General features: G+C 69.0%; 23 protein-coding genes. 16 read left to right on the top strand and 7 right to left on the bottom strand.

Going from position 1 to position 22,957, the window contains the following annotated elements:
- Positions 1–26: 26 nt before the first annotated feature.
- The 3 genes from NO345_RS00080 to NO345_RS00090 all read left to right on the top strand — a co-directional run bounded on the left by NO345_RS00080 (position 27) and on the right by NO345_RS00090 (position 3,702).
- Positions 27–2,480 carry a twin-arginine translocase subunit TatC gene (locus NO345_RS00080; RefSeq protein ID WP_256295691.1) on the top strand — a complete coding sequence of 818 codons (2,454 nt, stop codon included), beginning with the start codon at positions 27–29 and terminating at the stop codon, positions 2,478–2,480.
- A gap of 112 nt (positions 2,481–2,592) precedes the next feature.
- Positions 2,593–3,462, top strand: a complete 870-nt coding sequence (locus tag NO345_RS00085; RefSeq protein ID WP_256295692.1) for a mechanosensitive ion channel family protein — start codon at positions 2,593–2,595, stop codon at positions 3,460–3,462.
- Between the two features lie 60 nt (positions 3,463–3,522).
- A complete protein-coding gene (locus NO345_RS00090) occupies positions 3,523–3,702 on the top strand; it encodes a ribbon-helix-helix domain-containing protein (protein ID WP_089730995.1) in 180 nt (59 codons plus the stop codon).
- 38 nt (positions 3,703–3,740) lie between these two features.
- Here NO345_RS00090 and NO345_RS00095 read toward each other — a convergent pair whose 3' ends face one another.
- Both NO345_RS00095 and NO345_RS00100 read right to left on the bottom strand, forming a co-directional pair.
- Complete coding sequence (locus NO345_RS00095; RefSeq protein ID WP_256295693.1) at positions 3,741–4,514, bottom strand: 23S rRNA (uridine(2552)-2'-O)-methyltransferase; 774 nt, start codon at positions 4,512–4,514, stop codon at positions 3,741–3,743.
- A 73-nt stretch (positions 4,515–4,587) separates the two neighbouring features.
- Entirely contained in the window at positions 4,588–5,394 is an 807-nt protein-coding gene (locus NO345_RS00100; RefSeq protein ID WP_256295694.1) for a DNA polymerase sliding clamp, read from the bottom strand.
- A gap of 112 nt (positions 5,395–5,506) precedes the next feature.
- On the opposite strand from NO345_RS00100, the gene NO345_RS00105 reads away from it, so the two are divergent.
- Positions 5,507–6,073, top strand: coding sequence for a DUF8102 family protein (locus NO345_RS00105; protein ID WP_256295695.1), 567 nt, complete (start codon positions 5,507–5,509; stop codon positions 6,071–6,073).
- 84 nt (positions 6,074–6,157) lie between these two features.
- Positions 6,158–6,901, top strand: coding sequence for a DNA polymerase sliding clamp (locus NO345_RS00110; protein ID WP_256295696.1), 744 nt, complete (start codon positions 6,158–6,160; stop codon positions 6,899–6,901).
- Between the two features lie 20 nt (positions 6,902–6,921).
- Here NO345_RS00110 and NO345_RS00115 read toward each other — a convergent pair whose 3' ends face one another.
- Entirely contained in the window at positions 6,922–7,287 is a 366-nt protein-coding gene (locus NO345_RS00115; RefSeq protein WP_256295697.1) for a hypothetical protein, read from the bottom strand.
- Between the two features lie 332 nt (positions 7,288–7,619).
- Between NO345_RS00115 and NO345_RS00120 the strand changes: the two genes are divergently transcribed.
- Positions 7,620–8,858 carry a vWA domain-containing protein gene (locus tag NO345_RS00120; protein ID WP_256295698.1) on the top strand — a complete coding sequence of 413 codons (1,239 nt, stop codon included), beginning with the start codon at positions 7,620–7,622 and terminating at the stop codon, positions 8,856–8,858.
- A 39-nt stretch (positions 8,859–8,897) separates the two neighbouring features.
- Here NO345_RS00120 and NO345_RS00125 read toward each other — a convergent pair whose 3' ends face one another.
- A complete protein-coding gene (locus NO345_RS00125; RefSeq protein ID WP_256295699.1) occupies positions 8,898–9,485 on the bottom strand; it encodes a DUF7474 family protein in 588 nt (195 codons plus the stop codon).
- A gap of 744 nt (positions 9,486–10,229) precedes the next feature.
- Here NO345_RS00125 and NO345_RS00130 point away from each other — a divergent pair.
- Positions 10,230–12,068 (top strand): helicase C-terminal domain-containing protein, encoded by a 1,839-nt coding sequence (locus NO345_RS00130; protein ID WP_256295700.1) that lies wholly within the window; start codon positions 10,230–10,232, stop codon positions 12,066–12,068.
- A gap of 183 nt (positions 12,069–12,251) precedes the next feature.
- Here NO345_RS00130 and NO345_RS00135 read toward each other — a convergent pair whose 3' ends face one another.
- Positions 12,252–12,497 (bottom strand): hypothetical protein, encoded by a 246-nt coding sequence (locus NO345_RS00135; protein ID WP_256295701.1) that lies wholly within the window; start codon positions 12,495–12,497, stop codon positions 12,252–12,254.
- 186 nt (positions 12,498–12,683) lie between these two features.
- On the opposite strand from NO345_RS00135, the gene NO345_RS00140 reads away from it, so the two are divergent.
- On the top strand, positions 12,684–14,495 hold the full coding sequence (locus NO345_RS00140; RefSeq protein WP_256295702.1) for a formate/nitrite transporter family protein: 1,812 nt from the start codon (positions 12,684–12,686) through the stop codon (positions 14,493–14,495).
- An 11-nt stretch (positions 14,496–14,506) separates the two neighbouring features.
- Here the strand turns inward: NO345_RS00140 and NO345_RS00145 are convergent, their stop codons facing one another.
- Positions 14,507–15,652 (bottom strand): class I SAM-dependent methyltransferase, encoded by a 1,146-nt coding sequence (locus NO345_RS00145; protein WP_256295703.1) that lies wholly within the window; start codon positions 15,650–15,652, stop codon positions 14,507–14,509.
- Between the two features lie 4 nt (positions 15,653–15,656).
- On the bottom strand, positions 15,657–16,781 hold the full coding sequence (locus NO345_RS00150) for a 60S ribosomal export protein NMD3 (protein WP_256295704.1): 1,125 nt from the start codon (positions 16,779–16,781) through the stop codon (positions 15,657–15,659).
- A gap of 118 nt (positions 16,782–16,899) precedes the next feature.
- Between NO345_RS00150 and NO345_RS00155 the strand changes: the two genes are divergently transcribed.
- The 8 genes from NO345_RS00155 to NO345_RS00190 all read left to right on the top strand — a co-directional run bounded on the left by NO345_RS00155 (position 16,900) and on the right by NO345_RS00190 (position 22,915).
- Positions 16,900–17,277, top strand: a complete 378-nt coding sequence (locus NO345_RS00155) for a hypothetical protein (protein ID WP_256295705.1) — start codon at positions 16,900–16,902, stop codon at positions 17,275–17,277.
- A 48-nt stretch (positions 17,278–17,325) separates the two neighbouring features.
- Complete coding sequence (gene htpX, locus NO345_RS00160) at positions 17,326–18,204, top strand: zinc metalloprotease HtpX (protein WP_256295706.1); 879 nt, start codon at positions 17,326–17,328, stop codon at positions 18,202–18,204.
- Between the two features lie 4 nt (positions 18,205–18,208).
- Positions 18,209–18,661, top strand: a complete 453-nt coding sequence (locus tag NO345_RS00165; RefSeq protein WP_256295707.1) for a hypothetical protein — start codon at positions 18,209–18,211, stop codon at positions 18,659–18,661.
- A 35-nt stretch (positions 18,662–18,696) separates the two neighbouring features.
- Complete coding sequence (pspAB, locus tag NO345_RS00170; RefSeq protein ID WP_256295708.1) at positions 18,697–19,302, top strand: PspA-associated protein PspAB; 606 nt, start codon at positions 18,697–18,699, stop codon at positions 19,300–19,302.
- Between the two features lie 94 nt (positions 19,303–19,396).
- Positions 19,397–20,350 carry an ABC transporter permease gene (locus tag NO345_RS00175; protein ID WP_256295709.1) on the top strand — a complete coding sequence of 318 codons (954 nt, stop codon included), beginning with the start codon at positions 19,397–19,399 and terminating at the stop codon, positions 20,348–20,350.
- A gap of 39 nt (positions 20,351–20,389) precedes the next feature.
- A complete protein-coding gene (locus NO345_RS00180; protein ID WP_256295710.1) occupies positions 20,390–21,331 on the top strand; it encodes an ABC transporter permease subunit in 942 nt (313 codons plus the stop codon).
- A gap of 128 nt (positions 21,332–21,459) precedes the next feature.
- Positions 21,460–22,491 carry a DNA repair and recombination protein RadA gene (gene radA, locus NO345_RS00185; RefSeq protein ID WP_256295711.1) on the top strand — a complete coding sequence of 344 codons (1,032 nt, stop codon included), beginning with the start codon at positions 21,460–21,462 and terminating at the stop codon, positions 22,489–22,491.
- A gap of 52 nt (positions 22,492–22,543) precedes the next feature.
- A complete protein-coding gene (locus tag NO345_RS00190) occupies positions 22,544–22,915 on the top strand; it encodes a DUF8147 domain-containing protein (RefSeq protein WP_256295712.1) in 372 nt (123 codons plus the stop codon).
- Positions 22,916–22,957: the final 42 nt, after the last annotated feature.

Genomic DNA, 22,957 nt, shown 5'->3' on the forward strand with positions numbered 1-22,957 from the left:
GAGAGGTGGAAAGCTACCCGCAACGAATGAGTTCCGTCATCGGTGAGGACACCGCCCGGACCATCAACAGCGGGCGGGAGACCGCCGGCGTGATGCTTCGTGCCCTCCAGAAGCATCTCCAGAAGGTGTTCATCGTGTTCCTCGTCGGGATGCTCGGGACCATCTACTCGCTTCGCCTGTTCATCTGGGAGTTCCTCCAGCAGAACACCCAGCAGCGGATGCCGCCCGAGATCGCCCTGCAGGTCGAGGTCATCGCCCGGACGCCGTTCGACGTCATCCTGCTCCAGTTCAAGATCGGGGTCGTCGTCGGCGCACTGCTCGCACTGCCGCTCCTGCTCTACTTCGCGAAGGACTCGCTGGCCCGGCGTGGCTTCCAGCCCGAGGTGCCGCTGTCGCGCTGGCAGATCGGCGGCATCGTCGGCGCGGTGTTCATCCTGTTCGTCCTCGGCATCATCTACGCGTACGTCGTCTTCTTCCCCTTCATGTTCGAGTTCCTGGCGACGAACGCGGTGAACGCGTCCATCAAGCCCAGCTACGACATCACGATGTGGACCGAGTTCATCGTGTTCCTCACGTTCTCGTTCGGGCTCGCGGCGCAGCTACCACTGATGATGTCGTCGCTCTCCTACGTCGAGCTCGTCTCCTACGAGTTCTGGCGCGACAACTGGCGCTACGCGTTCCTCATCATCTTCGTCTTCGGCGCGCTGTTCTCCCCGCCGGACCCGTTCACGCAGATCATGTGGGCCATCCCGCTCATCTCGCTGTACGTGCTGAGCCTTGGCTTCGCGAAGGTCGTCACGAACCTGAACCGGGCGGGCGGCTCCGGACCGAACGCCCCCGACCAGAGCCTGTTCAGGAGGCGGATGTACCAGCTCATCGCCATCGCCGTCGTCTCGGCGGCCGGCACCGCCACCTTCTTCGGTACCCGCGCGACCCGGGTCGTCTCCGAGCAGCTGTTCCCGGCCATCCCGTCGATGGTCCGGCCCGGCCCGCTCTACCCGACGAGCGACCCCGTCTCGCTGGTCGTCGTCGGGCTCCAGGGTGCGTTCGTCCTCGCCGGCTCGGTGCTGGTCATCTACACCCTCCACATGCTCCGCCAGCCGGTCGTCCCGAAGGGCGGCACCCGGCCGGGCGACCCCACGGGCATCGACGTCGGCCAGCTCGACGCCGCCGGCGTCCAGGCGGCCCCGCCCGAGGTGTTCATGGAGATGAGCGAGGAGGAGGCCGTCGGCTACGCCCGCGAGGCGATGGACGCCGACGAGCCCGACAAGGCCGAGGCCGTGCTGAACCGGTTCGACGAGGCCGAGGAAGCGCGGGAGGCGGAGGAGGCCGCCCAGGAGGAGCCGAAGTCCCTCGCCGACCCCACCAGCATGGGGATGGAGCGCAACAGTCACGAGAACCACGCCGAGGACGAGGCGGAGGAGGGTGGGTTCCTCTCGCGGACCACCGCCGGCGTGGTCGACCCGTTCACCGAGGACGAGACGACCGAGGAGGACATCGGCGGCTACTACTACGACGTGATGTTCATCTTCGAGTCGATCACCTCGAAGCTGTTCCGCGTCGTCGGCCTGTTCATGGTCGTCATGTTCGGCAGCTTCTACTGGCTGTACACGGGTGGCCTCGGCGACATCAAGCGGAACTTCATCAAGCGCATCCCGCCCGCCGTCCGTGGCGACCCCGCGGCCGTCGGCTTCGACACGGCGTTCGAGGCGGGCAAGCCGCTCATGGACGCGATGACCGTCGCACCCGGCGTCCCGCAGGCCCCGTCGAGCGGCCCCGCGAACCCGGGTGCGGTCGCCAGCGGCCAGCCCTACTCGGAGATCGTCGCCAGCATGGGCGGTCCGAGCGAGGTCGGGCTCATCGTCGCGCTCCACCCCGTCGAGGCGCTCATCTTCGAGGTGAAGGTGAGCTTCCTGCTCGGCGTCGCCGCCGCGCTGCCGGTGTTCATGTACTACGCCTGGCCCGCGATGAAGGAACGGGGCATCGTCTCGACCGGCGAGAACTCGACGTTCCTCGTCTGGGGCGTCGCGCTGTTCGTCGGTTTCGTCATCGGGAGCGTGCTCGGGTACTTCATCGTCGCGCCGACCATCATCTCGTACCTGGTCGCCGACGCCATCCAGGCGGACATGGTCATCTCCTACCGCCTGAAGAGCTTCTTCTGGCTCATCTTCTTCACCACCCTCGGTATCGGCATCTTCATTGACATCATCGTCACGATGCTGCTGTTCCACTGGGGGAACATCGTGAAGTACCGGACGTTCCGTGAGTTCTGGCGGCCCATCGTCGTGAGCATCTTCCTCGCGGCGGCGCTGTTCTCGCCATCGGGCGTCCTGACGATGCTGGTCCTCTCCATCCCCATCGCCATGGCGTACCTCCTCGGGCTCGGCCTGCTCAGCATCGCGACGATCCCCTGGCGGCTCCGAGGCGGCGGCGGTGGCGGCGGCGAGCCCGAGGAGCCGGCCGCGGAGGAGGCGGCCTGAGCGGTACTCCCCCGTTCCGTACGACCCCGGCCCGAGCGGTGCGGTTCGAAGCGACCTGTTGTCGTCCGGTACTCAACATATAAGTGTCCGATGGTGGTAGGTTGCCTGGTACATGCTACCACTTCAGTTGGGGCTCGACCTCGGGCAGTACGTCGCACCGATCATCAGCGCCATCACGACCGTCGTCATCTTCGTCGTGGTGTTCGTGGTCCTGTTCGTGCTCGGACGGGTCGTCGTGACCCGTGCGGTCGAGAAGAGCCTCCGGCAGCGTGGCTTCGAGGAGACGCTCGTCGGACTCGCCACGAGCGTGACGACCACCGTCGTCGCCGTCCTCGCCATCGCACTGGCCGCGACCGTCGCCGGCTTCGGCGTCGTCCTCGCGGCGTTCGCGACACTCGCCGGCGCGCTCGCGCTCGCGGTCGGCTTCGCCGCACAGGACCTCATCGCCAACTTCGTCGCTGGCGTGTTCATCCTGCAGGACGAGCCGTTCACGACCGGTGACTGGATCGAGTGGAACGGCAACGGCGGCGTCGTCCGCGAGATCGAGCTCCGGGTGACGAAGCTCGACACGTTCGACAACGAGCTGGTGACGGTCCCGAACAGCGAACTCGCCAACACGGCGGTCGTCAACAACGTGGCGAACGACGAGCGTCGGGTGTCCGTCGGCTTCGGCATCGGCTACGGCGACGACATCGAGGCGGCCCGCGAGGCCATCGTCGACGAGGCGTCGAAGATCGATGCCGCCTTCGACGACCCCGCGCCGTCGGCACCCGTCGTGGAGCTGGGCGACTCCGCCGTCGTGCTCTCGGGCCGGCTCTGGATCGACCCGCGCGAGGACAGCTACGGGGCGGTTCGGTCGGAGTTCCTCGAAGCTGTCAAGGAGCGCCTCGACGCCGAGGGTATCGACATGCCGTACCCGAACACGGAGCTCTCGGGCGACATCGAGGTCAGGAACGTCGACGCGGGGGTCGCGGACGACTGAGCGCGGCCACCGTCGCCGACACCACCGGTATATTTACCACAGATACACCAACCACGGCGTATGCCCAAGATCAGCGTCGAGATCCCACAGGAGCTGCTCGACGACCTCGACGACCACGTCGGCGAGGACGGCAAGTTCGTCAACCGCTCGGACGCCATCCGGTCGTCCATCCGGAAGAACCTGGACATCCTGGACGAGATCGACGCGCGACACGACCGACTGGAGGACGACGACGAGTAAGGAGAAACGGCGAGGGGGACGTGACGAGAGGGGAGCGGCTACAGCGGCTCCGCGAAGCCGAACCGGGGCTTGACCTCGCGAACCTCGACCTCGACGGTCTCACCCTCGTCGGCACCGTCGACGAACAGCGTGAAGCCCTCGACCTTGGCGATGCCGTCGCCCTCGCTGCCGACGTCCTCGATGGTCACCTCGAGGGTGTCACCGGGGCGGACGGGCGCGGTCAGGCGGTGCTTGGCGACCAGGTACACCTCGGAGGACTCGTCACGCGACGCTTCGGGGGTCGTCGTCCGGACGTACTGGAACTCCGCCTCGATGTCCTCGCGAAGGTCGTCGAGGTCCTGGCCCTGGAACACCTTCACGGCGAAGTCGCCGCCGGTGTCGAGCACGTCCAGTGCGGTCTCGAACGCCTGCCGGGCGAGGTGCACGGAGCGGGCGTGGTCGAGCTGGTACTCGCCGGTCATGTTCGGGGCCATGTCCGAGAGCACCACGTCGACCTCGTTGCCGGCCGCCTCGCGGACCTGCTCCTTCGTCTCCTCGTCGGTCATGTCGCCGCGGATGGTCTCTATCCAGTCGTCGTACTCCTCGTCGAACGCCGTGATGCGCTGGAAGTCGACGCCGATGACCGTGCCGCGGGAGCCGACCTCCTCGGCAGCGACCTGCAGCCAGCCGCCCGGGGCGGCCCCGAGGTCGACGACCGTGTTTCCGGGGCCGAACAGTCCCTCCTTCCGGTCGAGCTGTTTGAGCTTGTACGCCGCCCGCGAGCGGTACCCCTCCTGTTTCGACTTGTTGTACCAGTGGTCCTTGCGCGCCATGGGTGGTCAGTTGCCGGTTGTAGCCCGCGAGCGCGGTTATGGGCTTCGTTCCGACCGTGTCGACGACGGGCCCTCACCGGCGCGCGATGCGCGGCGAGACGAAGTACTCCACCGAGCCCGCGCCGTCGGCGAACGCGTAACCGAGAACCAGCGGCTCCTCGGTGCCGAGTTCGAGCGTCACGGCGGTTCCCGAGGGGATCTCGCGGGTCACGTCGCGCAGGTAGTCGAGGCTGAACAGTGAGCACGCGTCGCCCGGCGAGATGTCGACGAGGTCGTCGGATTCGCGGCTGAGCGACACGTCGTCGGTGTCGCCCTCCGCATCGACGTGGAACGTCTCGCTCTCGGAGTCCACGGCGAGCGCGAGGTGGTCCGAGACCATATCCGCCGCTGAAACCGCCCGGTCGAGCCCCGACTCGTCGATGACGACCTCGGCCGGGGCGTCGTATGCGAGGTCCTCCCGAGGCGGGGACGAGCGGATGCTGTCTGGGTCGACGAGCGCGAGCGTGTACTCCAGCCCGTCGACGTTGAGGTGCAGCCGGCGCGTCTCGGGGTCGAGGGCGAGGTCGACGAGGGCGTCCCGGTCGGCCATCGAGAGCACGTCGCCGAAGCGGTCGAGGTCCACACCCAGAATCTCGCCGTCCGCGTCGTACGCCTCGAACGCCTCCCGGTCGACCGAGAGCCCGACGGCGGCGACGTTGGCGGGGTCGATGGCGGTTATCTCGACGCCATCGTCGCCGAACTGGATGCGGCACTCGTCGACGAGCGCGCCGACGAGCGAGACGGTCCGCCGAAGCGTCTCTGCCGGCGCGATGGCGTGCAGGCTGTCGGATGCCGGGTCGGCTGGCGGCTGGGCGGACTGTGGGGTTTCGCTGTCGGCCATGGAGAGGAGCAGGAGCGGGAGCTCGTTAACCGTTTTGTGGGTCGACTAGTAGATAACTCGTAATGAGTTACGATTATATGTGTCGGGCATAGTGGATAACCCGTATCAAGTTATGGCTGGCGACGACGACCGCGGCCGGGGCATCCTCAGCCCGGCCGACCGTGCGTACCTCCGTGGCGAGACGGAGCTCGGCAGCGTCCAGTCCGAGCGAAACACCCGGGCTCGCATCCGGGACCGGGTCCACGACGCGCTGTTCGACTTCGAGCTACTGGTCGAGGCGCTCGACGACCGCGACCGCGACCTCGTCGCCGAGCGGCTGGCCGACGGCGAGGGGACGGAGTCGTTCGACGGGCTCGTCGCCGCCGTCGCGTTCCTGTATCGCATCACCGAGGAGACGGGGCTCGACTTCGAGACGGTGCTCCGCGAGGGCGTCAACGTCGCGGAAGCGCCCGAGGGCAGGGCGGCGACGGTCGACCTCGAGCTGACGTTCCACGGGCTCACCGTCGAGGGGTTGCGGGCGAGGCTGGAACGCGGCGAGGAGCTCTCGCTCACCGAGCTCGCCGTGTTGCACGATAGCGACGCGGTCCGACCGGACGAGCTGGCGGCGTACTTCGGGGACGACGACCCGACCGGCGGCGTCGACGACGGCCGCATCCAGTCGAAGGTGACGAACTTCTGAGCGCCGGGCGACCGGGCGATTCGCACGCGCTCGCGCGACCGAAAGGGTGTTTTTTTAGTGCCCGGTTTCGTAGCGTGATTCAACATGTTCAAGGCCATCGTGAGCGCCGAGACGCTCAAGACGACGCTCGACTCCGTGAGCGTCCTGGTGGACGAGTGCAAGGTCCACCTCGACGAAGACGGCATCGAGATACGCGCCGTCGACCCCGCCAACGTCGGCATGGTCGACCTGCGGCTCTCCGCCGAGGCGTTCGAGTCCTACGAGGCCGACGGCGGCATCATCGGCGTCAACCTCTCCCGCCTCGAGGACATCGCCGGGATGGCCGACGCCGGACAGCTCGTCGAGCTCGAACTCGACGAGGAGACGCGCAAGCTCCACATCCAGATCGACGGGCTGGAGTACACGCTCGCGCTCATCGACCCCGACAGCATCCGCCAGGAGCCCGACATCCCGGACCTGGACCTCTCCGCCGAGGTCGTCATCGAGGGCAAGGACATCAACCGCGCCGTCAAGGCCTCCGACATGGTCTCGGACCACATCGCACTCGGCGTCGACGCCGGCGACGAGCTGTTCTACGTCGACGCGGAGGGCGACACCGACGACGTCCACCTCGAACTCGACACCGAGGACCTCATCGACCTGCAGGCCGGCGATGCCCGCTCGCTGTTCAGCCTCGACTACCTGAAGGACATGAACAAGGCCATCCCCGCCGACGCCGAGGTCACCCTCGAGCTCGGCGAGGAGTTCCCCCTCAAGATCAACTTCCCCATCGCCGAGGGACAGGGCTCGGTCCTGTTCGTGCTCGCACCGCGCATCCAGAGCGACTAGCTCGCGGCTCTCGCTCTCTTCTACGCTCGCTCCCACGCCGCGTGCCCGAGCGCCGCGGCCGGCAGGCAGACCAGCGACCCGAAGGTGAACACGACCGCGGCGAGTTCGACGAGCGCGACGGCGCTCACGGCGACGACGACGGCGGTCAGCGAGCCGACCCCTAACGCGACGTTCACGTCACCACGTCCGAGCGCGATGCCGACGACGAACGCGTGGGCCGCCGCCAGCGTGGTCGCGGCCATCGCGAGCGCCAGCGTCACCTGTCCGGTGAACGTGAAGTAGGCCAGGAACGGGACGAGGACGGCGAGTGCGACCGGCCAGTGGGCCTCGGTCACGCCCGCCACCACGTCTCGGTAGCCAGACCGGTGCCGCGACTCCTCTCCCATGGACCGGGGTTCGAGTCGCGTCGGCAAAAGGACAGCGTCGTCGTCCGGGACGGGCACGGAAGCGTCAGCGTGAACGAAGTAGGGCTCGGATAGCGAGAGCCGCAGTGGACCCCCCCGTCGCGACACGACCGGTCGGCGGCGTTCCGGAACGGTTCACGAACCGTTTCCAGGGAACCTACACCTATGCCCTCGAACAGCGTATCTGGCGGTGATTCTCGACCGGGGGTTGGGGAGTCAGGGACCGTCACCTCGCACGAGAAGCAACAGCTATGGAAACACCAATCACACCCACAGACGACCGAGAGACGACAACCGGAATTTCGCGCCGCCGCGTGCTCCAGAGCACCGCACTGACGACCGGGGTCCTCGGTCTGGGACTGCCGCTGTCGAGCACGGCCGTGCTCGCGGACGAGCACACCGACGGGCGAATCGACACGTGTAACGCGACGCTCGACATCGTGCTCGCGCTGGACTACTCCGGCTCCATCGGCTCCGCGCTCTGGGGCGACATCGAGTCCGGTGCCGAGAGCTTCGTCGACGTGCTGAACGACGACAACCGGCTCGGGCTCGTCACCTTCGGCGACACCGGGAAGGCCTACGACTTCGGCACCGGCGAGTACCTGCTGCTCGCCCAGGACGGCGCGACCGACAACCGGCCCGCGATGAAGGCCGCCATCCCCGGCACCGCACCGCCGAACGAGAACGGCACCCACATGGCCGCCGCGCTCGACCTCGCCGACGACATCCTCGACGGCCAGGGCCGCGACGGCAAGGAGGTCATCGTGCTCCTGACCGATGGCGAGCCGAACTACCAGAACGGCGTCGTCGGCGACGGCTCGAACCCGCCCGAGGACGAGGCAGACGGCACCGTCGGCGGCGTGACGGGCTACGTGCCCACCGCGACGACGGCGTTCGACCCCGAGGGCGACGGTGCGAACAGCTACACGTACACCGGCGGCTCCGCCGGCACCGACGCCGTCATCACCGACGACGAGCGCGACGAGACCGAGGCGGTCGCCACGGCCGCGAAGGCCGACGGTACCCGCATCATCGCGGTCGGAATCGGCAGCGGCGTCGACGACGACTACCTCCGGAACCGCATCGCCAGCGCGCCCGAGGACTACGTGCAGGTCGACGACTCCGCCCAGATCGGCAGCGCGCTCCGCGAGCTCCTCACGGAGATCTGCGACGAGTGCACCGACTGCGAGGACGACGGCCTGCTCGCGAAGTACGAGTTCGAGGACGGCGAGTTCGTGCTCGAAACCGGTGACGCGAGCCTCGTCTCGTTCGTGGACGACACGGACAAGGACGGCGAGGAGAACGAACCCATGACCGCCACCTTCGGCACCGAGTACTGCACGGTCTACGCCGTCGTCAAGGCCGGTCGCGGGCTCGAGGTGCAGGAGCTGGTCGCCGAGGACGGCCAGGTCACCGCGGAGTACATCGCACCGCACGCCATCAGCTTCGTGGCGTTCTTCTGCACCGAAGACGCCGCGGAAGCGTTCGCCGAGAGCTTCCCGTCGAACCGGGGGAACGGCGGCCGTGGACGCGGCCGTGGTCGGACCCGGTAACACCGCCGGAAAACAGCTGCCCGGACCGCTTTCGACACGTCACCGATACCGGTCGATGACCGCCTTCGCCTCGCGCGCCGCCTGCTTCCAGCCGTAGCCCGCCTCGTAGACGTGTCGCTTCGCCTCGACGAGCTCCTCCGGGGAGTCCTCGGCGAAGCCGCCGCGCTCCCACGTGCCCGTCTCGTGCAGCCACTCGATGACCTGCTCGCGGGTCTCCGGCCACGTCAGCCCGACCATCTCGTAGTACGCGACCAGCGCGAACACGCTGTTGTCGTGACAGCCCGGCACCGAGCCGTACTCGTACACCGTCTTCACCGGCTCGTACTGCGGCGTCGTCAACAGCTCGCGGTACTCGTCGGGCGACCGCAGCTCCAGCCGGCCGTCGCGCTCCTCGACCCGCTGGACCGTCCGCAGGTGCTCCAGCGCCGCCTGCTGGAGGCTCCCCCAGTCCGCCGCGACCGACGGCAGCTCGTCCTCGTGTTTGACCCCGCCCGCCAGCGCCGCCAGCACGTCCGCGTACGCCTTCTCGACCGCGTGCCACTCGACGCCCGCGAACCGACACGCCGGGTCGTGGAGGTCGTTCGTCGACCGACAGTCCGGACAGGGATACTCGAAGTGGCGCGCCACGTCCACAGTGAGGGGAGTGCTCGTCTAAGAGTGTACCGTTCCGTTATTGGTGTGGTTCGTTCGCGAGAGCAGTCCCGACAGAGAGATTGTCGCGGGACCCGAGCCCGATACCGCCCAGAAAGCCCCGACGTGCTCGTCGGCTGCGACTCGCTGCGCTCCTCATTCTTGCGGTGCTTGCGTCGTCTCGCTCGACGAGCACGTCGCCCCTTTCAGTCCCGCCCGACGCGACCGCACCGCACCAGCCCTCCCCCTCGACAACCACGCGCCTAGCGGCGCGGGTTGTCTTGGCCGTGTGGCTGGTGACGGTGTCGTCGAACCATCCAAGGTTTACAAATATTGTAAGCTTTCCACCGTGGCGCGCGGCAGGCGAGCGTGCCGAGCGGAGCGAGGCCGTGAGCCTTTCGCGCGAGGGACGAGGAGCGTGGTTCGAGAGAGCAAGCTCTCTCGTCATCCCGAAAATCTCCGATTTTCGGGCGACAGCGCCAGCGAGCACCGCAGGAGGCTGGGGAGGTTCGAGGGCGGTTGCGGTGGGTGGGGCTGAAAGGGGCTGCCTGGTCGACGAACCCGGACGACGCAAGGACCGCAGGCACGAGGACCGCAGCGAGTCCCGGGAGTCGACCAGGTAGGGGCTTTCTGGCTGGTGCCATCGCCAGCAGTCGACACGGAATTACAGGAACCAACACCATGCGAGCACTAGCCTCATTCGGAGACTTTACACCTGCCCGAAGACACTAAACTGACAGAGTGGACCCGTCGCGAATCTTCGAGGAGTTCCCCGCGCCCTCCTACCGTGGAGCCCAGGAGCAGGCGCTGAGCGACATCCAGGGGGCGTTCGACGCGGGCAACGAGGTCGTCCTCGTCCGCGCACCCACCGGGAGCGGCAAATCCCTCCTCGCGAGGGCGATCGCGGGCTGTGCGGAGAAGGTGGACGAGGTGGCACCGAGCGACGCGAGCGGGGCGTACTACACCACCCCGCAGGTGTCGCAGCTGGACGACGTGGCCGCGGACTCGCTGCTTTCCGACCTGAGCGTCATCCGGGGGAAGTCGAACTACAACTGCATCCTCCCCGGGGAGCGGGACACGCCCGTGAACCGCGCACCGTGCGTCCGGGAGTCGGGCTACGACTGCTCGGTCCGCCATCGGTGTCCGTACTTCTCGGACCGGGCCATCGCGTCGAACCGGGAGATCGCGGCGATGACGCTGGCCTACTTCATGCAGACGGCGGGTTCGGAGGTGTTCCGGAAGCGGGACGTCGTGGTCGTCGACGAGGCGCACGGGCTGGCGGAGTGGGCGGAGATGTACGCGACCATCGAGCTGAGCCCGCAGACGCTGCCGAACTGGGACGATTTGCGAGTCCCGGAGGTGGACTCCCTCGATAGAGCTGTGGACTACGCCGACGCGCTGCTCGGGACGCTCAAACGGCGGAAGGACGAGCTCATCGGCAAGCCGGAGCTGTCGGCGGCGGAGGTGTCGCTGCGGGACCGGCTGCAGGAGCGCATCGGCGAGCTGGACTGGTTCGTGAGCGACTACCGCGACCCCGAGAGCGCGACGGAGTGGCTGGTCGACCAGGACCCCGACGACGGCTCCAACGACGGCGACGGCGGGCCGCTGACCATCAAGCCGATGAACCCCGAGAAGTACCTGAAGCACACCGTCTGGGACCGGGGGAACCGCTTTGCCCTGCTGTCGGCGACCATCCTGAACAAGGAGGCGTTCTGCCGGCAGGTCGGGCTCCAGCCGGAGCGCACCGCCCTCGTCGACGTGGAGCACACGTTCCCCGTGGAGAACCGGCCGCTGTACGACGTGACCCAGGGGAAGATGACCTACGAGCACCGGGACGAGACGCTCCCGAAGGTCGCCCGTGTCGTCACCCGGGTGATGGCGCACCATCCCGACGAGAAGGGGCTCGTCCACTGCCACTCCTACGGCATCCAGGAGCGCCTCGCCGACCTGCTCGCCGATTTCGGCGTCGGCGCGCGGGTCCGCACCCACTCGCGGGACGACCGCGACGGCGAGCTCGACAGCTGGAAGGCCACCGACGAACCCGAGGTGTTCCTCTCGGTGAAGATGGAGGAGGCGCTCGACCTGAAGGGCGACCTCTGTCGCTGGCAGGTGCTCTGCAAGGCCCCGTTCCTGAACACCGGCGACTCCCGCGTCGCCCACCGACTCGAACAGGGCCAGTGGGCGTGGTACTACCGCTCGGCGCTCCGGACGGTCATCCAGGCCTGCGGGCGGGTCGTCCGCGCGCCCGACGACTGGGGACACACCTACCTCGCGGACTCGAGCCTCGTGGACCTGTTCGACCGCGCCCGCTCCGACACGCCGCCGTGGTTCGCCGAACAGGTCACCCGGCTCTCCGAGCCCGACCTCCCCGCGTTCGACCCGAACGGCGCGCTCTCCGGCATGGACGGGGGGAGTGCCGCGGGCCGACGGTACCGGCGCGGGAGTGAGAGCAGCGGTGGCGACGGCGGCTCCAGCGGAAGCGACGGGGGGAGCGGCTACAGGAGGTCCCGCAGCAGCCGGAGCGGCCGCTCGGAGTCGTCGCGGTCACCGATGGCCGACGTGTGGGACACCGACGGCTGAGCGTCCGGTCGACCGGTGTCGGGGTCCGGTTCAGAACGCCGCGAGGACGCCGACGACCGACGAGCCGATCATCAACGCGACGAAGAATATCGCGATGATCTGCTGGCGGTTGAACTCGGGCATACCCCCGTGTTCTGTCTCCGACGGCATCAAACTCTCGGCTCCCGGCCGGTCCGTCGTGGGCTACTCGGTCGCCCGACCGACGACGTAGCCCAGCGTCAGCAACAGCCCGGTCCAGCGCACCGCCGTCGCGAGGAACCCGCCGACCGGACGCCAGTATCGGAGGTCGTCGAGGACCGGGAACTGGCCGAACCCCTGGACGAACAGGAACCAGCTGAACCACGACGCAGCGAGCGTCGCGGCGACGAGTGCCGCGACCGGTGGGAGCAGGCGAGCGATCCAGCCGAAGTCGACGTCGGTGGAGGGCATCGTTCGCAGTCCCGCGAGCCACGGCAAGTGTCTTCTCATCACACGTGTCGATGGGCGACCCAAACGGGGAGAGCCCGCCACGTGTGCGGCTCGTCCTCCGGGACGTCGTCCGGCGAAGAGCCCGGACCCGATCCAGGCACCCGCAGAGGGAGGTTTCTTAAATGGGCGGTGCGAAGGGCCGCCAACTTGACACCGAACGAGGACCGGCAGTCCGACGCCGAGACCGAGGCCGTCCGCGAGGCGGTCGAGGAGTCGCGTAGCGGCGCACCAGCCGTCGGTTCGGTCGTCCGCGACCGGTTCACCGCCGACGAGATCTTCCAGCGCATCGTCGCGGCCGCCGACGAGGAGATCACGGCGGGGGCCCGCGAGCTGTACTTCAGCGCCCTCGCCGCCGGCTTCGCCATCACCATCACGACCCTGCTGTACGTGTCGATGACCGCATCGACCGGGGGCGACCCGATACTGAGCGCGCTGCTCTACCCGCTCGGGTTCATCTACATCATCATCGGCGGCTACCAGCTCTACACGGAGAACACGCTCCCACCGGTCGCGCTGACGCTCGAACGCCTCGCCAGCATCCCCGCGCTGTTGCGCAACTGGGTCGTCGTCCTCGCGGGCAACTTCACCGGCGGGACGCTGGGGGCGGCGGCGCTGGCCTACGGTGGTGTCCTCTCCGACGACGGCGCGACGGCCGCTCTCTCCATCGCCCAGAAGGGTATCCAGGCCAGCCCCGAGAGCCTGTTCGTGAAGGCCGCCTTCGCCGGCCTCATCGTCGCGGGCGTCGTCTGGGTGGAGTACGCCGCCCGGGACACCACCTCGCGGATACTCGTCGTCTACCTCGCCTTCCTCGCCATCCCGCTCGGCGGGCTGTACCACGTCGTCGTCTCCTACACCGAGATGCTCTACCTCGTCTTCCGCGACGACCTCGCGCTGTGGGTCGGGCTCACCGATTTCGTGATCCCGGTGCTGCTCGGCAACACCGTCGGCGGGGTCGTGCTGGTGACCATCGTCAACTACTTCCAGACGACGAAGTCCCGACTCGAGTCCGCCCGGTTCGAGGGCGCGTCCCGACAGCTCTCGCTGCGCGAGTGGCTGTTCGGCGGCTTCGTCGGCCGGTCGTACGTCCCGCTCATCCACAGCACGACCGCCAGCGAGGGCCCCGTCGACTACCGCGTGCTCGTCCCGATCTCGAACCCGCGGACCGACTCCCGGCTCGTCGACCTGGCCTGCCGTATCGCCAGCGCCCACGAGAACGCCTCCGTCCACGTGGTCCACGTCGTGCAGGTTCCCGAGCGGCGCGCACGCGCCTACGACCGGACACAGCGGCGCCGCATCGTCTCCGAGTCGGACGCGCTCCTCGACGGCATGCGGGACCGCATCGGGGGGTACGACGTGATCTGTGAGACCTCGACGGTCGTCTCGCACCGGTCGTTCGACGAGATATTCGACATCGCCCGCCGGAAGGATGCCGACCTGACGCTGCTCGGCTGGGACGACCCCATCTGGCGGGCCGTCCGCACCGACCGGCCGTTGAGCGAACTGACCCGGCAGCTCCCCTCGGACCTCCTCGTGCTGAACGAGCACGAGCTGGACGAGTCGCAGATACTGGTCCCGGTCGCGGACAGCCCCCACTCGGAGCTGAGCGGCGAGGTCGCCGCCGCGCTCCGGACGACCGTCGGGGCCGAGGTGACGCTGCTGCACGTCGTCGACGGGGCAGCGGAGCACGACGCCGGCGAGACGTTCCTGACCGACTGGGCCACCGAGCACGGACTGGGCGACGCGGAGCTCGTCGTCGACGACTCCGGGGACGTCGAGGCGGCCATCGAACGCGAGGCCCAGGACAAGACAATGTTGCTGGCCGGCGCGACCGAGCACGGCCTCATCACGCGACTCGTCGCCGGGAGCCTCCGGCTCGAGGTGCTCGAAGAGCTGGACGCCTCGATACTGCTCGCCGAGCGCCCGGGCAAGCAGAGCCTGCTCGACCGGCTGTTCGGGTAGGTCGTCCCCGGCTACCCGACCCGCGCGTCGACGACGACGTGGACGACCCCCTCGCTGTGGCTCTTTACCTCCCGACGGTCGAGCACCGCCAGCGTTCGGTCGTGTCCGGCAGCGACCTCCGCCAGCCGCGCGACGGGGTGGCTCCACGGGTCGTCGGCGGGCTCGGTCGCGTGGACGTGGAGCGTGCCACCCGGGACGACCGCGTCGAACGCGGCGTCGAGGTAGCTCCGGTCGCCGTCGCCGTCCGGGTCGTCGCCGTCCGGACCGACTGGTGCCGGCTCGACGGCGTCGTAGTAGCCCATCACGACCCGGTCGGCCGTCGCCTCGACGTCGCGGCAGTCCCCGAGGACGAGCTCCATCCGGTCGAGGACCGCGTTGGTGGCGGCGTTCTCGCCGAGGTAGCGGAACGCGTCGGGGTTCTTCTCCACCGCCGTCACCGACGCCCCGGCGCGGGCCATCGGGAGTGCGAAGTAGCCGATGCCGGCGAACATGTCGAGCACGCGCTCGCCCTCGTCGGTGACCTCGCCCATGCGGACGCGCTCTCCCTGGTTGCCCGGCGAGAACATCACCTTGGAGAGGTCCAGCCCGTACCGGGTCCCGTGCTCGACGTGGACCGTCTCGGTGTCGCCGAGGCCGGCCACGACCCGGACGCTCGGCTCCCGGAGCTCGCCGTCGACGCCCTCGCGGGCGCAGACGGTGTCGGCCTCGCCGTGCAGTTCGAGCAGCGCCTCGCCGACGGCCTGCTCCTCGTCCCCGTCGAGGTCGGCGAGCGAGACGAGGACAACGGTGCCGACGACGGCCCACGACGACGGGGCGCGCTCGACGGCCTCGTCGTCCCAGCCGCGCTCGCGCAGGAGCGTCGCGAGGTCCGGCGCACGCGGCTCGGGGTCCGTCTGGCGGACGACGCGGCGGACGCCGGTCTCCGTCGGCGGCTCGGTCACCGGCAGCGCGACCTGCTCCCCCGGCACCGGCTGGACCCGTCGGTCGTCGTCGTACACGCCTTCCTCGCGCAGACTGGCGATGGCGACCTCGGCGCGCTCCCTCGCGACGACGGCGGCGAGCGGGCCGTCGGCCGTGGCGTCCTCGACTTCGGGGAGGTGGTCCGTCTCCCGCCCGGTGTCCGTTCCGTCGGCGTCCGCGTCGTCCTCGCCCGTCATCGCGTCACCACCAGTCGTCCTCGTCGTCCTCGGGCGGGAGGACGTGCAGGCCGGCGCGGCTCTTGAGCACGCGGACGGTGTCGCCGTCGTCCTCGAAGTAGTCCGGGCGGGCGATGGTCTTCGCCTGGTACGTCTCCGGGTCGAGCACCTGCACCGAGTGCTCGTCCTCGACGGCCACCAGCGAGGTCTCGACGCCGTCCTCGACGGTCCCGAGCTTGCGGGCGTCGGGGGCGTCGCCCTCCTCGTAGCTGGCCTCGTAGCGCTCGCCGGTCGTCACCCGCACGCCCTTCAGGTTGCCGCGGACGCTGCTGACGAGCACCGGCCCCTCGTCGTCGTCCTCGAGTTCGATGATGTCACCCGGGCGGTACGGCGGGAGGCGCACGGCGTAGGTGACCCGGTACACCTCGTTGCCGTCCTCGTCCTCGGTGACGAGCGTCTCGTGGTCGGTCCAGGCCCCGCCGAACTCCTCGATCACCTTCGCGGCGATCTGCTTGCCGATGTTGTTCGTCGAGACCTTCACGTCGAGGCCGTCGTCGGTCTCGCCCATCTCCGTGACGAAGGCGTTGCGGTCGCCCGTCGCCTCCATCCGGTCGACGACCATGTTCGCGATCTCCTTCGCGCGCTCGATCTCCTCGCTGTCGGGCGTCCGGTCGACCGCTCGGACCTGCACGATGGAGGCGTAGTAGTCGCCGGCGATGCGGCCACACCGGGTGCAGGTCTGCCGGGCGATCCGGACGGGGACCGTCACCTCCGATTCGCGGTACTGGCCCCGGACGATACCCGAGAACAGGCAGTGCATCCGGATGGTGTTCTGGTCGATCTGCTCGGGCTGGACCTGCCACGACACGTCCTCGGCGTCGACGTGGACCGCGAGGGCCTCCGAGACCACCTCGACGGCCACGTCGGTGTAGTCCTCCGCACCCACGTCGACCCAGCGACGGCCCCGGAAGACGGCACCGCAGGTGGCACAGACGCGCACCTCGATGCGCTCCGGTGCGTCGACGAGCTCGAACTGGTCGAAGTAGCAGTCGTCGCAGACGCCCACGTCGGACTTGCCCAGCGGGTCGCTGGCGGCCGCGTCGGACATCGGCTCCCCGCAGCGGGGGCAAAAGGAGCGCTGGTCGGTCATTGCCGGCTCGTAGGCCGGTCTACCCTATAAAGCGCGGGATTCGGCGATGGGCGGATGATTCCCATCCGGGTGACCGGTCAGGAGAACAGTAATCCAGCGGACAGTGCTACACGCCACCATGGGTCTGAAACGCCTCGTTCCGCTGGTACTCCGGTACACGCTCGTTGGCGGTGTCCTCTGCACCACGCTGGTACTCGGCGGCGCGGCCGTCGTCCTCACGGCCATGGGGACCGGAAGCGTCGTCGACGCGGTTGCGAACGTCGCCCTCGTGTCCACGCTCGTCGGGTTCGGCGTCGGTGTACTGGCGTTCTCGACGAACAACAGCGGTATCGATACCGTCGAGGCAGGCATACAGGGTGGGTTCGACGTGACAGACCCAACCTCGTTCCGGGCGGACTCGGCGGGCCTGCCGGGCCGCCTCCAGCTCGGGTTCCTCCTGCTCGGCGCCGGTCTTTTCTCTGGTGGCCTCCTCGCCGTCGTGTTGACGCTCGGCTGACCACCGGACGGCGACGAACTTTAGACCGCTCGACCCTTCCCTGCGAACATGCAATGGAAAGCGGACTGGGGGCTCCGGTTCCGAATGTTCGTCACGATGTTCCTGCTGACGGCGGTGTATCTGGTCTTCATCGGCGCACTGTCGGTGTACCTCGGGTTCGGGTTCACCGGCATCATCATGGTGTTCGCGCTGTTCTCCGGCGCGCAGTGGTTCTTCAGCGACAAGCTCACGCTGTGGAGCATGGGCGCGAAGGAGGTCAGCGAGGACGAGTACCCCGAGCTGCACGGGATGGTCCGCCGGCTCTCCCAGCAGGCGGACGTCCCCGTCCCGAAGGTCGCGGTCGTCGACTCGCAGGTGCCCAACGCGTTCGCGACCGGGCGCTCACAGAAGCACTCGGCCGTCGCCGTGACGACCGGCCTGATGCGGACGCTGAACGAAGAGGAGCTGGAGGGCGTCATCGCCCACGAGCTCGCCCACGTGAAGAACCGCGACGTGATGGTGATGACGGTCGCGTCGTTCCTCTCGACCATCGCGTTCCTCGTCGTCCGCTTCGGCTTCTTCTTCGGCGGGGGCGGGCGGAACCGCAACGGCGGCGGCGTCTTCGTCGCCATCGCCGTCTCGCTGGTCGTCTGGATCATCTCCTACCTGCTCATCCGCGCGCTGTCGCGCTACCGGGAGTTCGCCGCCGACCGCGGTGCGGCGGTCATCACCGGCAAGCCCGCGGCGCTGGCGTCCGCGCTCGCCAGCATCTCCGGCGGGATGGAGCGGGCCCCGAAGGAGGACATGCGCGAGCAGGCCGAGATGAACGCGTTCTTCATCTTCCCGGTCAGCGGCGGCACCATCACCCGTCTGTTCAGCACGCACCCCTCGATGGAACGCCGCATCGACCGGCTCCAGCAGCTCGAACGCGAGATGGAGGCGGCCTGAACCGATGGACCGGGCGCGCGCCGGGGCGGCACTGCTCGTCGTCGGCCTCCTCGTCGCGGCCCACCCCCTCTACCTCGGGCTGAACCCCGGCGACACGACCGTCGAGGTGGTCGCCGAGCCCGCGGACGGGGGCGTCGCCGAGGACGAGGTGACGAACGCCTCGGCCATCGACGACCCCGCCCGGACGACCCTGCGCGAGGCCGTCGACGGCGACCGGGCGACCCGGTGGCGCGGGGCCCAGAGCGCCGCCGTCGTCCCGCTCATCGAGGCCGACTACGTCCGCCTCGACGGCCGGGTGTACCACGTCCAGGTGTTCGCCACCCAGGGCCTGTTCGACCGCGTCGACACCGTCGTCTCGCCGCTGGTCGCGCTCGTCGGCGTCCTCGCCGCGCTCATCGGCGGCCGGACCATCTGGGACGTGGGCGCGACCGGCGGGGACGACCGGGCACCGCGATAGGGAGGCCTAAGGCGGTTCCGCTCTTCTCGCCGGACATGGGGCTGTTCGATTCTATCCGCGAGATGCTCGGTACCCGCGCCGAGGCCGACGCCGCCCGCGACGCCGACCCCGAGGACCTGTTCGGGATGAGCACGGCGTACATCACGATGGCGACCGAGCTCGGCTACGACTCCACCGGCGACGCCGCGCTCTGTTTCTCCGGCGTCGACAGCACGGACTTCGCCGATGCCGTCCGCGAGGTCGAGGACATCCTCGCGGCCGGCTCCGAGGAGACGGGCACCGACTTCGACCTGCGCGAGGACGACCACGGCTACCAGTGGGTCGTCCTCCACGACGACGACCCCGAGGACCTCGTCACCAGCATCCACTTCGCCGCCGACACGTTCATCGAGCGCGACTACGGCTCCCGGCTGCTCGCCGCCGTCTTCGGCTTCGCCAACGACGACCGCACCGCCTACTGGATCTACTCGTTCCGCCGCGGTGCGTACTACCCGTTCGCGCCACGGGGCGGCCAGGAGCGCGACGACGCCGTCGAGTTCAAGCTGGAGAGCAACTTGGACGGCGAACTCGACATCGAGACGGACAAGCAGTACTGGTACCCGCTGTGGCCGAGCAGTGGCGGGACCCATCCGTGGGAGTGAGACGCACCGGGTGACGGGTCACAGCTCTCGGCGGCCGTGACACCGACGGGACCCCGGACACTTTTTCCGCCTCGGTGTGTCACTCCACCCCACGATGCGACACAACGCCCTCCACCCCACGAACCCGTGGCGCTACCTCGTCGCCCGCCTCACGGTCGCCGCACTCGGCTTGCTCACCGCGGCGAGCGTCTGCTTCGCCGCGTTCCGGCTCGGGCCGCTCGACCCCGCGGTCGTTATCACGATGGGCTTTCCGCCGGTCGAGGAGGTACGCGAGACGCTCCACATCACCGCACCCCTGGGTGCGGAGTACGCGCTGTACGTCGAGCGACTCCTCACGTTCGACCTCGGCAACGCGTGGGTGCTCGACCGTGGCCCGGCCGGCCCGCTCCTCGCCGACGCGCTTCCGAACACCGCGCTGGTCGCCGTCGGGGCGTTCTGCCTCGTCACCGTCGTCGCCGTTCCGGTCGGTCTCGCCGCGGGCCTGCGTGACGGTCGCCTCGGGGCGGCCGTCGAGAACGGCTCGGTCCTCGGTCGGAGCAGCTCGAACCTCATATCCGCTGTCCTCGCGGTGGCACTGCTCTGGCCCGGCGGGGAACCGGCGCGGCCCCCGGTGCTCGCGCTCACCACCGTCGTCGTCGCGTCCGCGCTGGTCGGCACCCGCATCAGGGCCGTCTCGCGCGCGGTGCGCGAGGCACGACGCGACGGACACGTCGACGCCGCCCGCGCGAAGGGGCTCTCCCGCCACACCGTCTTCTGGCGGCACCTCGCGCCCGTCGCGCTGCTGACCCACCTCCGGCGGGTCGCCGACGACGCGGCGTACCTCGTCGGTGCCGTGCTCGTCGTCGAGACCATCGTCCCGACACCGACCGACAGCCAGTACGCCGGCCTCGGCGAGTTGTTCTTCCAGGCGAGCATCCAGGGCGACTTCCCGCTCGCCGCGACGCTCCTCGTGCTGTTCGTGGCTGTCGTCGTCGCGGTCCGCCTGCTCGCCGACCTCACCCTCGCGCTGGTCGACCCGCGCGTCGGCCCGCGAGCCGGCCGTCGGTAGCCCGACCTTTTTGTCCGAGGACTGTGAGGTCCTCGCACGATGCACCGCGACGCCCTCCACCCCACGAACCCGCGGCGCTACCTCGCCGCCCGCATCGCCGTCGCCGGGATGGGCCTCCTTACGGCCGTAAGCGTCTGCTTCGCGGCCACCCGGCTTGGCCCGGCCTCCCCTCTCGACGAGCTCGACATCGGGCCCGTCAACAAACAGCCGATTGCCCAGCAGCTCGGCGTCGACGCCGACCCGGTCACGGGGTACCTGACCTACGTGGACCGGCTCCTCGTGCTCGACCCCGGGAAGCCGTTCTTCCTCGCGGAGGGCCCCGCGGAAGCGCTCCTCGTCGAGGCCGCCCCGAACACCGCGGTCGTCGTCGCCGGGGCGCTCGCCCTCGTCACCGTCGTCGCCGTGCCCGTCGGCCTCGTCGTCGGGACCCGCGACGGTCGTGTCGGTGCCGCCCTGGAGACCCTTCCCCTGTTCGGGCGGACGACGCCGAACTTCCTCGTCGCGGCTCTCTTCGTTGCCGTCTTCGGGGGCGAAACACTCTCGGGCCGTGGCAGTCTGCTCGCGGTCGCCGCCGTAATCGCCGCAGGCACGCTCGTCGCCTCGCGGGTCAGGGCCGTCTCGCGTGCCGTTCGCAAGGCCCGACGGGATGGCCACGTCGACGCCGCCCGCGCGAAGGGGCTCTCCCGGCGGACGGTCTGTCTGCGCCACCTCGCACCCGTCGCGCTGCTGACGCACCTCCGGCGTGTCGCCGACGACGCGACCTACCTCGTCGGTGCCGTCGTCGTAATCGAGACCGTGCTCGCACCGTCGGACGGAGGCCTCGGCTTCCTGTTCCTCCGTGCGAGCACTCTCTGGGACTTCCCGCTCGCCGCGACGCTGGTGGTACTGTTCACCGCGGCCGTCGTCGCCGTCCGCCTGCTCGGCGATCTCGCGCTCGCGCTGGTCGACCCGCGCGTCGGCCCGCGAGCCGACCACAACTGACCGTCTCGCCCCTTCTTCCGGTTTAATCCCTCGCCCCGCCAGCGGATCCACCCCGCCGCCACGTTCCACTTTCACTTTCACTTCCCTGTTTACGGGGCTTTATCACCCATCGGGACTCACGGACTGGTATGGCAGACGCAGACCTCGAGAAACTCCCCGGCGTGGGACCGGCAACGGCAGACAAGCTCCGCGACGCAGGCTTCGACTCCTTCCAGGGCATCGCGGTCGCGGCCCCCTCCGAGCTATCGAACACGGCCGACGTCGGCGAGTCCAGCGCAGCGGACATCGTCCAGGCCGCCCGCGAGGAGGCCGACATCGGCGGCTTCGAGACCGGTTCGCAGGTGCTCGAACGACGCAACGAGATCGGCAAGCTCAGCTGGCAGATCGACGAGGTGGACGAGCTCCTCGGCGGCGGCATCGAGACCCAGTCCATCAGCGAGGTGTACGGCGAGTTCGGGGCCGGCAAGTCCCAGGTCACACACCAGCTCTCCGTGAACGTCCAGCTCCCGAAGGAGGTCGGTGGGCTGCGCGGCTCGGTCATCTTCATCGACTCCGAGGACACGTTCCGCCCGGAGCGCATCGACGACATGGTCCGTGGGCTCCCCGAGGAGGCCATCGAGGCCACCCTGGAGGACCGCGGCATCGAGGGGTCGCCCGACGACGAGGAGACGATGGACGAGCTCGTCGACGACTTCCTCGACAAGACCCACGTCGCGAAGGGGTTCAACTCCAACCACCAGATGCTGCTCGCCGAGAAGGCACAGGAGCTCGCCGGCGAACACGAGGACGGCGAGTGGCCGGTCCGCCTGCTCTGTGTCGACTCGCTGACCGCCCACTTCCGCGCCGAGTACGTCGGCCGTGGCGAACTCGCCGAGCGCCAGCAGAAGCTCAACAAGCACCTCCACGACCTCGACAAGGTCGGCAACCTGTTCAACTGCGCCGTGGTCGTGACGAACCAGGTCGCCTCGAACCCCGACTCGTTCTTCGGCGACCCGACCCAGCCCATCGGTGGCAACATCCTCGGCCACAAGTCCACCTTCCGGATGTACCTCCGCAAGTCCAAGGGTGACAAGCGCATCGTCCGCCTCGTGGACGCGCCGAACCTCGCCGACGGCGAGGCCGTGATGCGCGTACAGGACGGCGGTCTCCGGCCCGAGTAACGCGACCGACCCCGACGGTAGCTTTTCGACGCCTGCTCGCGTACCGACTGGTATGAACCCTCGACGCCTCCTCGTCGCGCTCGGCAGCGGCACGACCACGTTCCTGCTCGTCGGCGCGGCCATCCTCTCGGTGATCCCCGACATCCCGGGCGGCATCATCGGGGTGTTCGGCGGGCTGTTCGCGGGGGTCGCCGCCGCCGTCGGCGTCTGGGTCGGCCTCGGCCGTGCGAGCGCCGTCGTCGAACGCGTCGCGCTCGGCTACGCCGCCTTCGGATACGCCTTCCTCGGCATCTGGTTCCTGCGGTACGGTCACTTCCTCGACGGCGTCGGCTTCCAGGGCCAGTTCGTCGGCGGCGTCGTGCTCGCGGTGGCGGTTGTGGTCGTTGACTACTTCATGACGCCGCCGCAGAGCACTGCAGGGTAGCTGTCGGCGTCGACGGGAAGCCCGGCCTGGTCGTCCCGGCCC

Source organism: Haloarchaeobius salinus (assembly GCF_024464185.1).
GTDB classification, from domain to species: domain Archaea; phylum Halobacteriota; class Halobacteria; order Halobacteriales; family Natrialbaceae; genus Haloarchaeobius; species Haloarchaeobius salinus.